At 62.3% G+C, this 16,125-nt stretch carries 10 protein-coding genes; 4 read left to right on the top strand and 6 right to left on the bottom strand.

Annotated features, from left to right (window positions below):
* Window positions 1-33 precede the first annotated feature (33 nt).
* Window positions 34-891, top strand: coding sequence for a LysR substrate-binding domain-containing protein (locus ASD03_RS30680; protein WP_057217950.1), 858 nt, complete (start codon window positions 34-36; stop codon window positions 889-891).
* 100 nt (window positions 892-991) lie between these two features.
* Here ASD03_RS30680 and ASD03_RS30675 read toward each other — a convergent pair whose 3' ends face one another.
* Window positions 992-2,038, bottom strand: coding sequence for a low specificity L-threonine aldolase (locus ASD03_RS30675; RefSeq protein WP_057205649.1), 1,047 nt, complete (start codon window positions 2,036-2,038; stop codon window positions 992-994).
* A gap of 557 nt (window positions 2,039-2,595) precedes the next feature.
* On the opposite strand from ASD03_RS30675, the gene gltB reads away from it, so the two are divergent.
* Window positions 2,596-7,320 carry a glutamate synthase large subunit gene (gene gltB / locus ASD03_RS30670; RefSeq protein WP_025424815.1) on the top strand — a complete coding sequence of 1,575 codons (4,725 nt, stop codon included), beginning with the start codon at window positions 2,596-2,598 and terminating at the stop codon, window positions 7,318-7,320.
* A gap of 104 nt (window positions 7,321-7,424) precedes the next feature.
* Window positions 7,425-8,882 carry a glutamate synthase subunit beta gene (locus ASD03_RS30665; protein ID WP_025424814.1) on the top strand — a complete coding sequence of 486 codons (1,458 nt, stop codon included), beginning with the start codon at window positions 7,425-7,427 and terminating at the stop codon, window positions 8,880-8,882.
* Window positions 8,883-9,099: 217 nt separating this feature from the next.
* Here ASD03_RS30665 and ASD03_RS30660 read toward each other — a convergent pair whose 3' ends face one another.
* Entirely contained in the window at window positions 9,100-10,320 is a 1,221-nt protein-coding gene (locus ASD03_RS30660; protein ID WP_234907903.1) for a DUF459 domain-containing protein, read from the bottom strand.
* Window positions 10,321-10,421: 101 nt separating this feature from the next.
* Complete coding sequence (locus ASD03_RS30655) at window positions 10,422-11,642, bottom strand: lytic murein transglycosylase (RefSeq protein WP_025424812.1); 1,221 nt, start codon at window positions 11,640-11,642, stop codon at window positions 10,422-10,424.
* 394 nt (window positions 11,643-12,036) lie between these two features.
* Between ASD03_RS30655 and galU the strand changes: the two genes are divergently transcribed.
* On the top strand, window positions 12,037-12,924 hold the full coding sequence (galU, locus tag ASD03_RS30650; protein WP_025424811.1) for a UTP--glucose-1-phosphate uridylyltransferase GalU: 888 nt from the start codon (window positions 12,037-12,039) through the stop codon (window positions 12,922-12,924).
* 114 nt (window positions 12,925-13,038) lie between these two features.
* Here galU and ASD03_RS30645 read toward each other — a convergent pair whose 3' ends face one another.
* The 3 genes from ASD03_RS30645 to ASD03_RS30635 form a co-directional block, all read right to left on the bottom strand.
* Entirely contained in the window at window positions 13,039-14,484 is a 1,446-nt protein-coding gene (locus ASD03_RS30645) for an outer membrane beta-barrel protein (protein WP_025424810.1), read from the bottom strand.
* A 152-nt stretch (window positions 14,485-14,636) separates the two neighbouring features.
* Window positions 14,637-15,095 carry an NfeD family protein gene (locus ASD03_RS30640; protein WP_025424809.1) on the bottom strand — a complete coding sequence of 153 codons (459 nt, stop codon included), beginning with the start codon at window positions 15,093-15,095 and terminating at the stop codon, window positions 14,637-14,639.
* A gap of 3 nt (window positions 15,096-15,098) precedes the next feature.
* Window positions 15,099-16,097, bottom strand: a complete 999-nt coding sequence (locus tag ASD03_RS30635; RefSeq protein WP_025424808.1) for an SPFH domain-containing protein — start codon at window positions 16,095-16,097, stop codon at window positions 15,099-15,101.
* Window positions 16,098-16,125 lie beyond the last annotated feature (28 nt).

Raw genomic sequence — 16,125 nt, 5'->3', positions numbered from 1 at the left:
AGGAATAACAGTTATCGCGAAATTGGATAATGCATGCTCGACCTCGTGCAACTGCGCAGCTTCGTTGCGCTCGAACAGATGGGCAGCTTCACCCTCGCGGCCGAGAGACTGGCGCTTGGCCAGTCGACGGTCAGTCAACATATTCAAAGGCTTGAGGCGTCGCTCGGGCGCAAGCTCGTTGCCCGCGACACGCACCGGGTCTCGTTGACGACGGATGGTCAGGCCCTGCTTGCCCATGCGCGTTCGATGCTGGCGATCGACGACGAGGTCAAGGCGCTGTTTGCCGAAAGCAGTCTGCGCGGACGATTACGGCTGGGCATGTCGGAGGATTTCGTCACCAGCCGGTTGCCGGGCGTGCTCGAAGATTTCGTTCGCGCCCATCCGTCGGTGGAGCTCGAATTGACGGTAGCACTCAGCGGCGTGCTCTACCATATGCAGGATGGTGGCGAGATCGATCTGGTGCTGGCAAAGCGGCGGCTGGGCGATCCGCGCGGCGAACTGGTCTATCGCGAGCCGCTGGTCTGGTTGGCGCGTGATCCCGAGCGTGTGAAGCGTGACAGGGTGCTGCCGTTGATCGCCTTTCCGCCGCCGAGCATCACGCGCAGCGTGGCGCTCGAGGTGCTCGACCGGCATCGGCTGCCATGGCGGATCGTCTGCACCTGCGGCAGCCTCAGCGGGCTGACGGCCGCCGCCCAAGCGGGCATGGGCGTGCTCGTCCAGCCGCGCAGTATGGCGCCGCAGGGCCTGCGGGAAATACCCACCGGCACCTTGCCGCCGCTGGAGGATGTCGAGTTCGTACTGGTTCCCAGCAAGGGCGCCGACCAGAAGCTGATCGCGGCGCTCTCGACCGAGATTTTGTCGAAGGTGAGGACGTTACAGGGCCAGGCGTGAGCCACAACACCGCGCGTGGCACGCGGTATTGTGGCTCTTTGAATTTGCTGCATAATTTTCTCCTCGGATCTATCCTGATCCAAGGAATTATGCAGTCGCCTCAGCAGGCTGCGACGAAGCGATCGACGTCGTCCATCTTGGTCGCAAAGCTCGTCACCAGGCGATAGAGGCCCTCGTCGGCCGCGAGGCTTCCGGCGAGTTCGTGCGGAACCGGCCAGTCGTAGAAAACGGCGCCTTGCTCCTGCAGTTTCGTCGCCACGTCCTTTTTCAGGATGACGAAGACCTCGTTGGCTTCGACCGGCCAACCGAGCCGGCTGTTGCGCGAAGCGGCGATGCCGTTGGCAAGACGCCGGGCCATGGCGTTGGAATGCCGGGCGAGGTCGAGCCAGAGACCGCCTTCGAGGTAGGCGTCGAACTGGGCCGAGACGAAGCGCGATTTCGAGAACAACTGAGCCGAGCGCTTGCGCAGGAAATGCATCTCGTGCGCCTTCGAAAGATCAAAGAGGACAAGGGCCTCGGCGCACCAGCAGCCGTTCTTCGTGCCACCGAAGGAAACGAGATCGACGCCACGCTTCCAGGTCATCTCGGCCGGTGTGGCATCGAGGCTGACCAGCGCATTGGCAAAGCGGGCGCCGTCCATGTGCAGCGGCAGCTTGTGTGCATTGGCGACCGCGGCAATCGCCTCGATCTCATCGAGTGCGTAGACGGTGCCGCTTTCGGTCGCTTGCGTCAGCGTGACCGCCATCGGCTGACCGCCATGGACATTGTCGAGCGGGTAGCGGCGAATTTCCGCCTCAAGGCGCGATGCGTCCATCTTGCCATGTTTGCCGTCGACGGGCTTCAACCTCGATCCATGGGTGAAGAATTCCGGAGCGCCGCACTCGTCGGCCGTCACGTGCGCTTCGCGGTGGCAGAACGCGACGCCGCCGGCGCGGCTGGTGCTGGCGAGCGCCAGCGAATTGGCGGCCGTTCCCGTGCCGACGAAGAAGACTGCGACATCGCGCTCGAAAACCTCCGACAGTTTCCTCTCCACCTTCCGGTCGAGCTCACTGGTGCCGTAGGCGGAGGCGTAGCCGTCGGCATGGGTCACGAGGCTCTGGGCGATGGCAGGGTGGGCGCCAGCCCAGTTGTCAGAGGAAAAAATCATCACATATCGTCCTGTTTCACGGTCATATCGACGTCGTTCGGGCGACCATAACCCACCTGCCGGCCGGATCAATCACGGTCGCTGCTATGGAGGCCAACAGGATACCAGTTTGAAACCAAAATGAAGAAAACGTCCGTTTGTCGTAATTAAATTATAAAACCGGGAAATTTTCGGCAATGTTCGGCAAAATCCCTTCTATTATTTGCTCATATGCCCCTTGCGGAGGGGGGCGGTTTCTGGCATAGAGCGCATGAAATAGGACAGTCTTGCTGTCCTATTTCGGTCTAGGGACCGGAACAATCGCCGCAAGTGCCCAAAAAATCGGCAATCGGCGTGTGGCGCAGGGGGATCCGCCGGATTTCATCCGGTTGTTAACGCCTGCCATCAGGATGGTCACTGACATCAATGCCTGATGATGCCGTGCATTATTTGCGACCTGATCAGGATCATGAGACGATGAATGCCCCGGCTTTGGCGGCACGTGAATGCGTGCGACGAGAAGCCATGCGCGGGCGCAGGTATGCCCGGACATGCCGGGTTCAACAGGAGGGAAGACGATGACGGATCACACGCCATCACAGCAATCTGGGCTCAACCTCGCACACACTGTTGCGACGGCTGAAAAAACGCCCACATTCCCGTCCGGCCTGCCGCGAAAACAGGGTCTCTATGATCCGCGCAACGAACACGATGCCTGCGGCGTCGGCTTCGTCGCGCATCTGAAGGGTGAGAAGTCGCACCAGATCGTGCGCGACGGCCTCTTCATGCTCGAAAACCTGACGCACCGCGGTGCCGTCGGCGCCGACCCGCTGATGGGTGACGGCGCTGGCATCCTCGTGCAGATCCCCGACCGCTTCTTCCGCGAGGAAATGGCCAAGCAGGGCGTTACCCTGCCGAAGGCCGGCGAATATGGCGTCGGCTACCTCTTCATGCCGCGCGACGAAAAGCTGATTGCCCATTTCAAGGACGTGATCAGCGAAGTGGTCGCCGAGGAAGGCCAGCACGTGCTTGGCTTCCGCGACGTGCCGGTCGACAATTCGTCGCTTTCCAAGGCTCCTGATATCGCTGCGACCGAACCGCACCATGTGCAGGTGTTCATCGGTGCCGGCCGCGATGCCGCGACCAACGCCGAATTCGAGCGTCGCCTGTTCACGCTGCGCAAGGTGATCTCCAACCGCATCTATGCGGAAGCGGAAGGCGGCGATCTCGGCTTCTACGTCGTGTCGCTGTCGACGCAGACGATCGTCTACAAGGGCATGTTCCTGGCCTATCAGGTCGGCGCCTACTACAAGGACCTGGAGGACGAGCGCTTCCAGTCGGCCGTCGCCCTGGTTCACCAGCGCTTCTCGACCAACACGTTTCCGTCCTGGAAGCTCGCGCACCCCTATCGCATGGTCGCCCACAACGGCGAAATCAACACGCTGCGCGGCAACGTCAACTGGATGGCGGCGCGCCAGGCTTCCGTGTCCTCGCCGCTCTTCGGCGACGACATCTCCAAGCTCTGGCCGATCTCCTACGAGGGTCAGTCGGACACCGCCTGTTTCGACAACGCGCTCGAATTCCTGGTGCAGGGCGGTTACTCGCTTTCGCATGCGGTGATGATGCTGATCCCCGAAGCCTGGGCCGGCAACCAGCTGATGTCGCCCGAGCGCAAGGCGTTCTACGAATACCACGCAGCGCTGATGGAGCCGTGGGACGGACCGGCAGCCGTGGCCTTCACCGACGGCCGCCAGATCGGCGCGACGCTCGACCGCAACGGTCTGCGTCCGGCCCGCTATATCGTCACATCTGATGATCGCGTCATCCTCGCGTCTGAAGCCGGCGTGCTTCCGGTCGACGAAGAAAAGATCGTCAAGAAGTGGCGCCTGCAGCCGGGCAAGATGCTGCTCATCGACATGGAGCAGGGTCGCATCATCTCCGACGAGGAGGTGAAGTCTTCGCTCGCCGACAAGCATCCTTACCGCAAGTGGCTCGACGATACCCAGCTCATCCTCGAAGAGTTGAAGCCGGTCGAGCCGCGTGCGCTGCGCCGCGACGTTTCCCTGATCGACCGCCAGCAGGCCTTCGGCTACACGCTCGAAGACACCAAGATCCTGATGTCGCCAATGGCCACCACCGGCCAGGAAGCCATCGGCTCGATGGGCACCGACACGCCGATCTCGGCAATGTCCGACAAGCGCAAGCTGCTCTATACCTACTTCAAGCAGAACTTCGCGCAGGTCACCAACCCGCCGATCGACCCGATCCGCGAAGAGCTGGTGATGAGCCTCGTCTCGTTCATCGGCCCGCGCCCGAACCTGCTCGATCATGCCGGCATGGCGCATGCCAAGCGGCTGGAAGTGCGCCAGCCGATCCTGACCAACGGCGATCTGGAAAAGATCCGCTCGATCGGCCATACCGAGGACCGGTTCGACACCAAGACGCTCGACTTCACCTACGACATTTCGCGCGATGCCGAAGGCATGCCGGAAATGCTCGATCGCCTCTGCGAACGTGCGGAAGCGGCGGTCAAGGGTGGCTACAACATCATCGTGCTTTCCGACCGCCAGGTCGGTCCGGACCGCGTCGCGATCCCGGCGCTGCTGGCAACGGCCGCCGTGCACCACCACCTGATCCGCAAGGGCCTGCGCACCTCGGTCGGCATCGTGCTGGAATCCGGCGAACCGCGTGAAGTGCATCACTTCTGCCTGCTCGCCGGCTACGGCGCCGAAGCGATCAACCCGTATCTTGCCTTCGATACGCTGACCGACATGCACAAGCGCGGCGATTTCCCCAAGGAAGTCGACGGCAGCGAAGTGGTCTACCGCTATATCAAGGCGGTGGGTAAGGGCATCCTCAAGGTGATGTCCAAGATGGGCATCTCGACCTACCAGTCCTATTGCGGCGCGCAGATCTTCGATGCTGTCGGCCTGTCGTCGAAGCTGGTCGACCAGTTCTTCTTCGGGACTGCGACGACGATCGAAGGCATCGGCCTTGAAGAGATCGCGGCCGAAACCGTCGCCCGCCACAAGGCAGCCTTCGGTGCCGATCCGGTGCTTGCCAACACGCTCGATATCGGTGGCGAATATGCCTACCGCATGCGCGGCGAAAGCCACGCCTGGACGCCGGATGCGATCGCCTCGCTGCAGCATGCCGTGCGCGGCAATGCAGAGGATCGCTATCGCGAATTTGCCGAGATGGTGAACAACTCGGCGCTCAGGATGAACACGATCCGTGGCCTGTTCACCGTCAAGAGTGCGGAGGCTGCCGGCCGCAAGCCGATCTCCGTCGACGAGGTCGAGCCGGCCACCGACATCGTCAAGCGCTTCTCGACGGGCGCCATGTCCTTCGGCTCGATCAGCCGCGAGGCGCATACGACGCTGGCAATCGCCATGAACCGGATCGGCGGCAAGTCGAACACCGGCGAAGGCGGCGAGGAAAGCGACCGCTACCTGCCGCTGCCCGATGGCTCGACCAACCCGGAACGGTCGGCGATCAAGCAGATCGCCTCCGGCCGCTTCGGCGTGACCACCGAGTATCTTGTTAATGCCGACATGCTGCAGATCAAGGTGGCCCAGGGCGCCAAGCCCGGCGAGGGCGGGCAGCTGCCCGGCCATAAGGTGGATGCGACCGTCGCCAAGACCCGGCATTCGACGCCGGGCGTCGGCCTGATTTCGCCGCCGCCGCACCACGACATCTACTCGATCGAAGATCTGGCGCAGCTGATCTACGACCTGAAGAACGTCAACCCTGAAGCCGATGTTTCGGTCAAGCTGGTCTCGGAAGTGGGCGTCGGCACGGTTGCTGCCGGTGTCGCCAAGGCGCGCGCCGACCACATCACCGTTTCCGGTTTCGACGGCGGCACCGGCGCATCGCCGCTGACGTCGTTGAAACACGCCGGCAGCCCCTGGGAAATCGGCCTTGCCGAAACTCAGCAGACGCTGGTGCTGAACGGCCTTCGGTCGCGCGTTGCCCTTCAGGTCGATGGTGGCCTGAAGACCGGCCGCGACGTGATCATCGGCGCGCTTCTCGGCGCCGACGAGTTCGGTTTTGCCACCGCGCCGCTGATTGCGGCCGGCTGCATCATGATGCGCAAGTGCCACCTCAACACCTGTCCTGTCGGTGTCGCGACCCAGGATCCGGTGCTGCGCAAGCGCTTCAAGGGCACGGCCGAGCACGTCATCAACTACTTCTTCTTCGTTGCAGAGGAAGTGCGCGAGATCCTCGCCTCGCTCGGCGTGCGCAGGCTCGATGAAATCATCGGTGCTTCCGAACTCTTGGAGAAGGACGGCGCGCTCGCCCACTGGAAGGCCAACGGTCTCGATTTCTCGAAGATCTTCCACAAGGTCGACGCTCCGAAGGCGGAGACCTACTGGACCAGCCGCCAGAAGCACCCGATCGACGACGTGCTCGACCGAACGCTGATCGAGAAGGCCAAGATCGCCTTGGAAACCAAGGCGCCCGTCGCCTTCGAAGCCAAGATCAAGAACGTCGACCGGTCGGCCGGCGCCATGCTTTCGGGTGTGCTTGCCAAGCGCTGGGGCCACAAGGGCCTGAAGGACGATACGATCCACGTCACCCTCAAGGGTACGGCGGGCCAATCCTTCGCCGCCTTCCTGGCGCGCGGCATCACCTTCGACCTGGTGGGCGACGGCAACGACTATGTCGGCAAGGGGCTTTCCGGTGGCCGTATCATCGTCCGGCCGCCTGAAAACACCAAAATCGTGCCCGAAAACTCGATCATCGTCGGCAACACCGTGCTTTACGGCGCGATCTCCGGCGAATGCTACTTCAACGGTGTTGCCGGCGAACGCTTCGCCGTGCGCAATTCCGGTGCCATTGCGGTCGTCGAAGGCGTGGGCGACCACGGCTGCGAATACATGACCGGCGGTGTCGTCGTCGTTCTCGGCGCGACGGGCCGCAACTTCGCGGCCGGCATGTCCGGCGGTGTTGCCTATGTGCTGGACGAGGAAGGCGATTTCGCCCGCCGCTGCAACATGGCGATGGTCGAACTGCAGCCGGTGCCCGAAGAAGACGACATGCTCGAGAAGCTGCATCATCACGGCGGCGACATCATGCACAAGGGCATGGTCGACGTGTCCGGCGATATGACGCGCCACGACGAGGAGCGGCTCTATCAGCTGATCTCCAGCCACCTGCACCATACGGGCTCGCCCCGGGCAAAGGCGATCCTCGACCATTGGGCAGACTACCGGCCGAAATTCCGCAAGGTCATGCCGGTCGAATATCGTCGTGCGCTCGAAGACATGGAACGCATGAAAATGGCAGAGGCGGCCGAATAGAGGCCCCGGTGAAAAGGGCTCCCGGTTCCGAAAAGGGTTCGGGGGTTCATCACGCGCGCTTGTCTCAAGCGCCTGTTCAGACGCATAGCTATCAGGATGATACGATGGGTAAGGTAACTGGTTTTCTCGAGATCGACCGGCAAGTGGCAAAGTACCAGCCGGCGTCCGACCGCATCCGCCATTTCCGTGAATTCACCATTCCGATGTCGGAACCGGAGGTGCAGAAGCAGGCGGCACGCTGCATGGATTGCGGCATCCCCTACTGCCATGGGCCGACCGGGTGTCCGGTGCACAACCAGATCCCCGACTGGAACGATCTGGTCTACAACGGCAACTGGGAAGAGGCGATCCGCAACCTGCATTCGACCAACAACTTCCCGGAATTCACCGGCCGCGTCTGCCCCGCGCCGTGCGAGGAAGCGTGCACGCTGAACCTCGAGGATGCGCCGGTCGCGATCAAGACCGTCGAGCAGGCGATCGCCGACAAGGCCTATGAAATGGGTTACATCGTGCCGCAGCCGGCTGTTACCAAGACCGGCAAGAAGGTCGCCGTCATTGGTTCGGGTCCGGCCGGCATGGCCGCCGCCCAGCAGATGGCGCGCGCCGGTCACGAGGTTCACGTCTACGAGCGCGAGAGCAAGCCCGGCGGCCTGCTGCGCTACGGCATCCCCGACTTCAAGATGGAGAAGAACTTCATTGATCGCCGCGTCGAGCAGATGAAGGGCGAAGGCGTCACCTTCCATTGCGGCGTCAATGTCGGCGTCGACCTGCCGGCCGAGCAACTGATCGATCGCCACGATGCCGTGCTCTATTGCGGCGGCTCCGAAACGCCGCGCAATGCCGGCATCCCCGGTGTCGAATTCGCCGGCGTGCATGACGCCATGCCCTATCTCGTGCAGCAGAACCGCCGGGTCGGGCGTGAGAACATCGACAGCACCGGCTGGCCGTCAGCGCCTATCCTTGCCGGCGGCAAGCACATCGTCGTCGTCGGCGGTGGCGACACCGCCTCCGACTGCGTCGGCACGGCCTTCCGCCAGGGTGCCGTCAAGGTCACCCAGCTCGACATCCGCCCGCAGCCGCCGGAAAAGGAAGACAAGCTTGCCGTCTGGCCGTTCTGGGCGACCAAGATGCGCACCTCGTCCAGCCAGGCCGAAGGCGCGATCCGCGAGTTCCAGGTCGCGACGTTGGAGTTTGTCGGCGACGAGGACGGCAACCTCATCGGCGTCAAGTGCTGCCAGGTGGACGATCGCCGCAAGCCGATTGCCGGCACGGAGTTCATCATCAAGGCCGATCTCGCCTTCATCGCCATCGGCTTCAGCGGCCCGTTCACCGATAGCGTACTGAAGGATCTCGGCGACAAGCTGACGCTCAACACCGATCGTCGTGGCTCGACCAACGTCGTTGCCAACGACCGCGACTACAAGACTTCGGTCGACAAGTTCTGGACGGCCGGCGACGTTCGCCGCGGCCAGTCGCTCGTCGTCTGGGCGATCCGCGAAGGCCGCCAGGCGGCCCGCGCGATCGACGAGGCGCTGATGGGATCGTCGATCCTGCCGCGCTGACATCATTGCTCCCAAGTGCAAAAAGGGCTCCGCCGGTTCATCGTGGGGCCCCTTTTGCTTTAGGGAATTTCCAGGAAAAGTGCGAAGCGGCTTTCCGTCAGGAAATGCGTAAAAACAAAGAGATAGAGCATCTGTGCGCTTCCGTCCAAATCGGAAACGCTCTAGGCGAAGCGATCGCCGTGACGATGGTTGTCGCACGCAGCCGCTCGAAAAAGTGTTAGTTCCGGATCACCGGATTGCTGATGACCGTACTAGGCTTGGCGAGGCGGAAATCGTCGACACGGCCGGCAGGTGCCGCGGCAACATCCCCCTTGTCGACCAGTCGGTCGCGCGGGCTCTTGCCTGTGCCCTTGTTGGGTGCGGCATCGCCGAGCAGTGCTGCAGCGCCGTCGAGATCCGGATCGGTGAGGCCGATCGGCTGCGTCTTGACGATGTCCTCGTTGGCAAGCGGCGCGGTAACCACAAGGTCCTTCAGCCCATCGGCGCCCGGCACGTCCTTGTCGGTCGCCGCGGCATCCCCGAGCAGGCGGCGAATGTCCTTTTCCACGTAGAAGGCGAGCTTGCGTTTACCGGCTTTGGTCAGGTTGATCCCGTCGGCGCCGCGCAATCGAACCTGCTGGCCGTTGATGTCGGAGCCGGTCAGCACGAACTTGCCGCCTTCGTCGACGAAACCGTCCCAAATGTCGACGAACTGGCCACCGACCTTTTCGACTTCCTCGCGGTAGATGCCGTTGAACGTCACCATGTCGGCGGTCATCGCGGCGGACTGGAACGGCGGCATGCCGACCCACAGGACCGGCAGTTTTTCCTTGTGTGCCAACTCTGCTAGCGCATGGACACGTTTGCGGTATTCCTCGGTCCAAAGATCGGTGCGGTACTTTTCCTTGGTGCTGCCGATCTGCATCTGCTGACGATCGTTGGCGCCGAGGCTGATGATGATGACGGAAGGCTTGATCTCGCCCACATAGCTCGGCAGCGTCACCGGCCAGTTGAAATAGTCCTCGCGCACCAGCCCGGACGAGCCGCTTGCGCGCGTCTCGATGGTGATGCCGGGCGTCATCTCGAATGCGGTCTTCAGGCCATCGCCGAGGCTGCCGGCCATGAAGTCGCCGACGACCAGAACCTTCTTGGAGTCCGGCGCCTTTTCAACCGGCTGCGGCACCGGCGCCGCATCGGCAATGGCGGGCTTTGCCTTTTGCTGGCCCGGAGCCTTCTGTCGTTGCGGGGTTTGGCTTTGGCGGGCGCGCCTCGGGCGCGGCTGTTGCGGAAACTCGTACCGCTCGTCGATTACGCGGCGTTCGCGCGTGAGGCCGCCGAACAGCATCTGGAAGAGATTGCGTCGCTGCACCCTCTGCTGGGCTTCCGCATAACTTGCGGCAAAGCCGACGAACAGCATCGCGGCTGCGGCGATGATCATCGTCGCCGTCCTCCAGGGCATTGCGCCCCCTGTCATCCGGGCCTTGGTTTTCGCATGCATATCTGATCATCCATCGAACGGACGGCGGCCGCAAGGCCGCCGTCGCGTTTCGGGCGTGCGCGTCAGTTGCGCAGGGCGCGCAGCAGATGTTGTGTCGGCTCGCCGTCCGGCGCCAGGCCGTTCTTCGATTGGAACTCCTGGATCGCAGCCTTGGAGCCGGATCCGAAATTGCCGTCGACTTCGCCGCTGTAATAACCCAGTTCCTTCAGGCGGTTCTGCAATTCGAACTTCTCGCTGATATCGAGCGAACCGTCCGGTCGCGGCCAGCGCTGCTGCATTCCGGCATAACCGGCGATCTGGTCGGCAAGAAGACCGACGCCGAGCGCGTAACTGTCCGACGCGTTGTAGCGCTTGATGACGAAGAAGTTCTTGGTCATCAGGAAGCCTGGACCGTTACCGCCGCTCGGCAGCTTCAGTTCGGCCCGCGAATTGCCGTTGCGGAAGCCCTTGCCGTTCGGGCGGAGGAAACCGAGTGCTGCCCACTGGGCAAGCGTCTTCGTCTGTCCGGAATATTTCGCGGCGTTGGCCGGTGGTGCGACTTCGTAGCCCCAGGTCTCGCCCGCTTGCCAGCCGTTCTTCTTCAAAAGGTTGGCGGCGGTCGCAAGCGCGTCGGGCACCGAATTCCAGATGTCACGATGGCCGTTACCATCAGCGTCGACCGCGTAGAGCAGATAGCTGGTCGGGATGAATTGCGTGTGTCCCATGGCGCCGGCCCAGGAGCCGGTCAGTTCGCGCGGGGTGATGTCGCCGCTCTGCAGGATCTTGAGTGCGGCAATCAGCTGGGTCTTGGCGAATTTCGCGCGCTTGGGATCGGCATAGGCAAGGGTTGCGAGCGCCCGCGGCACGTAGTGCAGGCGGTCGTCCTTTTCGAGAACGGCGCCGTAGTTCGATTCCATCGACCAGATCGCCAGCAGGATCGTCTTGTCGACGCCGAAGTGCTTTTCGATCGAATTCAGCGTGCGGGCGTGCTTGGCGGCCATCTCCTGGCCGACGCGCTTGGTGTAGGGGTTGACGCGGGAATCGATGTATTCCCAGATCTTGTGCTTGAACTCAGGCTGGTAATTGGCCTTTTCGATCACGGTGGCGTCGGGTGTCTTCACGCCGGCAAAGGCCTTGCGATAGGTCGCCTGGGTGATGCCGCTCTTTGCAGCCGTGGCATAGAAGTTGTTGATCCAATTCTGGAATCCGGCATCGGCGCGCGCGGGGGAGGTGCCAAGCGCGACGGCGGATAGGACGAAGGCGGCTGCGATATGACGGAAAAACGTCCTGCGGTTTCTGATCATCAGCTGTCGGTTCCGTTTCTCTGCGGAGCCTCAGCCGTCATAGCCGGGACATTTCCGCATGGTGGCAGTCTGGAGCCAGCCTTGCGGTTCGGCGACCGCCGGCGGTTCCTGTTCTCGGATCCGGCCGCAGTCGATGCAGCGCCGGATTAAGGCGAATCTACAGAAACGTGGTCAACAAACCCTTTACCATGAAAAGGCCATTGCGTCTTCCGTGGAAGAAAATGCGAGTACCGTCCGTATCTGCATTTTTTTCGTCCCGGTTCAGCGTGCGTTCACATCGTTGCGTAGAGATTGCCGCCGCACTGCAAAGCGCTGCACGATTCCTTAAATTGATTTTGATTTAAGGATTTTAACAGCAACACTCAGGATTGAAATCCGAATGAAGGAGGTACCGATGACCGACAAGCGTAAAGTCCGCAAAGCCGTGTTCCCGGTCGCTGGTCTGGGCACGCGTTTCCTGCCGGCCACCAAGGCCGTGCCGAAGGAAATGCTGACGGTGGTGGACAAGCCGGTCATTCAATATGTGGTCGACGAGGCGATGGAAGCTGGTATCGAGCACCTGATCTTTGTCACCGGCCGCAGCAAGGCCGTGATCGAGGACTATTTCGATATCCAGGTCGAACTCGACCAGACCCTGCGCGAGCGCAACAAGAAGATCGAGATCGAGCTTCTCGACACCATTCTGCCGAAGGCCGGCACGACGAGCTTCACCCGCCAGCAGGCGCCGCTCGGCCTTGGCCATGCCGTGTGGTGCGCCCGCGAGCTGGTCGGCAACGAGCCTTTCGCGCTGTTGCTGCCCGACATGATCATGAAGGGCGAGAAGGGCTGCCTGAAGGGCATGGTCGAGCTCTACGAACAGAGCGGCGGCAACGTCATAGCAGTCGAGGAATGCGCACCGGACCAGGCCCACAAATACGGGATCGTCGGTGTCGGCGACAAGGTCGGCGACGGCTTCAAGATCACCAAGATGGTCGAGAAGCCCGCACCGGGAACGGCGCCGTCGAACTTCTTCATCAACGGCCGCTACATCCTGCAGCCGGAAATCTTCCCGATCCTGGAGAAACAGGAGCGTGGCGCCGGCAACGAGATCCAGTTGACCGACGGGATGCTGAAGCTTTCGGAGGTCCAGCAGTTCGCCGCCTATCATTTCCGCGGCGAGACCTACGACTGTGGCGCCAAGGATGGCTTCATCCTCGCCAACGTCGCCTTCGCGCTGGAGCGCGCCGATATCCGCCCGATCGTGGAGGGCCCGCTGAAGGCGCTTTTGAGCAGCTTGAAGTAATCCCGGTTCAACCGAAACGAAAAGGCCGCGTCCCCCACGGGCGCGGCCTTTTTCTTTGTATGGAAATGCGCATTGCCGCCCGGCCTTTATGCATGGCGGCCTCTCTGCTTTTACTCAACGCCGCAGCACAAGACCGACGCCGACGCGGGTGATGTCGGTCGTATCGCCGACGTCGGGCGTGGTGCGCTCATAGCTGACATCGCCGATTAGTGCGAGGTAACGGTTCATATCCCAGGTGAGGCCTGCGCCGGTGCGCCAGGTTGTCTCGTCGAGGGAACTGGAGTCTGACGGATATTTGCGGATGATCAGGGTGTTGGACAGTCGTGCAACCAGATCGGAGCGCATCTCGTGGGTGATGATGTTGGTCAAGGCATAGTCCATCGATCCGGAAACGCCCGCTGTCGTCGACGGGTCGAGACCGGTCGATAGCCCGAAGAGCACATCCGTACCGCGTTGCGGCGACCAGTTGAGGCGGCCGTCGACGGACAGGCCGCTGACGTCGCTGAGCCGGTCATCTTCGAAACGATAGGTCTCGTAGCCAAGGGCGATCTCGCCGTAGAGCTTCTCGCCAAGGTCGACCTCCAGACCGCCACGTGTCGCGTAGCTCTGGTAGGAGCGCTCGAAGCCGAGCGTGTCCTGGCGAAGATCGTAGATCGACCCGCCGACCGCGGCCTCGATGAACGGGATCAGTGCCGGTGACATTTCATAGCCGACGCGCGCCGTCAGGGTTCCGTTGTTGCGGTTTCGGTCTTCGACCGACATCGTCGTGCCGTTTTCCAGCTCGACGTCGCCATAGGTCTGCCGTTCGAATTCGAGCCCGACCGATCCGCGGATGAGGCCGAAGTCGCGCTCGATGGCAGCGCCGAGCCGATAGGTGTTGACGCCCGATTGTGTCTTGGCATTCGAGATCGCGTTCGGATCGTCGGCGTCCTCACGGTCGAAGCTGTAGCCTGCCCGAAGACGCGCAACGGTTTCATCTGAGAGATCGAGGCGCAGTTCCGCGTCGATGTCAGCGCGAGGCTCTTCCTCGCCCTCGCCGGAGATGTTGTTCTGCAACACGCCAGCGCCGATAACCGTCAGTTCGTGGCGGGACCAATCCGACGTCAGGGTGCCGCGGATGCCGGTTTCCAGATAACCGCGGTTCTGCTTGTTGTTGTTGCCGTTGTTGCGCCATTCATGGTTGATCGTCTCGCCGATTTCCGGCCGCAGCGTGAATGTGCCGATGCGAACGCCGGGTGCGCGGTCGTCTTCCGGCTCTATTCGCGTCCGCAATCCATCGATCGTTGGTTCGCGGCGGTTGAGACGGATGAGGTCTTCGTCCGAGGCCGGAGACAGATCGTCGGTGCTGACGGCGCCCGTCGTTTGCGGATCGGCGATCGCCGGTGCTGCGGTTGCTGTGCCGGGGGCAACGATGCCAGGGGTCGTCGGCACGGCGGCGTTCGTCACCGTTTGGGCATGCGCCGAAAGCGGAGCGGCCATCGCGGTGCCGGCCAGCAGCAACGCCACCAGCGTCAAACGCCGCGCGTCTCTTCCGATCGAGCGAGTGTTGTCTGGCACCATCTGCCGTTTGTCCGCGAGCCTGATTGCAATCCTTTCGCAATCGTAAAGCCGCGTGGTTAACCAATCGTTTCCAAACGGCAAAAACGCGTTAACGACATGCGCAAAAACAAGAGCTTAAAGCGCAGCACGCGCATCTGAACGGTCGCGGCGCTTTAGGCGCTCTCGACCGTCAGGTTGCGCCCGTGGCTGGCAACGATGCGAACGCGCGTACCGGCGGGCAGATCGGGCCCCTCGACGATCCAGATCGTATCGTCCAGACGCACGCGGCCGTGGCCCTCGGCAATCGGCTTTTCAAGCACGGCGGTTCGGCCGACGAGGCTTTGGGCCCGTTGGTTGAGCAGCGGTTCGTCCGTCTCCCTGGAAGACGAGGAGATGAAGTGCCGCCCAAGGAGAACGGCGACGATGGACAGAAGCGCGAAGACGACGAACTGAACCTGCCAGCCCCAGACGACAGTGTCCCACAGCAAGAGCGACAGAACGCCGGTGATGAGCGCGGCAATGGCGATCCAGACGAGGAAAACGCCGGGTGCGACGACTTCGGCCGCCAGCAGTGCAAGACCGAGAACCCACCAGCTCCAGGGGCCGAGTTCAAGGATGATGCGCTGGACCATCGCCTATTGTCCCTGAGGTTCAAACGGATCGGACGCCGGGCCGGTGCGCGGTGTCGTCGATTGGCGCTGCCGGGGGGCTGGCGCCTGGTTGTCGCCGAACACTTCCCTGGCAATTGCGCCAATGCCGCCGAGCGAGCCGATCAGCGCGGACGCTTCCATAGGCATCAGTATGATCTTCTGGTTGTTGGCAGTGCCGATCGCAGCAAGCGCTTCGGTGTATTTCTGGGCGACGAAGTAGTTGATCGCCTGGACGTCACCGGCAGCGATCGCCGCCGACACCATCTGTGTCGCTTTGGCCTCGGCCTCGGCCAGACGTTCGCGCGCCTCGGCGTCGCGGAAGGCGGCCTCGCGCTGGCCTTCGGCCTGCAGGATGGCCGACTGCTTGGCACCTTCGGCACGCAGGATCTGCGCGTTTCTCGACCCTTCCGCTTCCAGCACCTGGGCGCGCTTCTCGCGCTCGGCCTTCATCTGCCGAGCCATGGCGTCGACGAGATCCTTCGGCGGTGCGATGTCCTTGAGTTCGACGCGGGTGATCTTGATGCCCCAGGGGTTGGCGGCGTCATCGACCACGCGCAACAGCTTGTCGTTGATGGTGTCGCGGTTCGACAAAAGTTCGTCGAGGTCCATCGACCCCATGACCGAGCGGATGTTGGTCATGGTCAGGTTGAGAATGGCGTTTTGAAGATCGGACACCTGGTAGGCAGCCTGGGCGGCGTTGAGCACCTGGTAGAACGCGACGGCATCGGCCGACACGCTGGCGTTGTCCTTGGTGATGACTTCCTGGGTCGGAACGTCGAGGACCTGCTCCATCACGTTCATCCTGGCGCCGATCCGGTCGATGAACGGAATGATGATGTTGAGACCCGGTTCCATCGTCTTGGTGTAGCGGCCGAAGCGCTCCACCGTATAGCGATAGCCCTGCGGCACCGTCTTGACCATGGTGATGATCACAAAGATCACCAAGACCACCAATGCGATGACCGCAATATCAAATCCGCCCAAAGACACGTCCCCCATGATCACAACCCCA

Origin of the sequence: Ensifer sp. Root127 (genome assembly GCF_001425225.1) — a bacterium.
Classification (GTDB): domain Bacteria; phylum Pseudomonadota; class Alphaproteobacteria; order Rhizobiales; family Rhizobiaceae; genus Ensifer; species Ensifer canadensis.
This window is presented reverse-complemented; position numbering and strand designations above follow the sequence as displayed.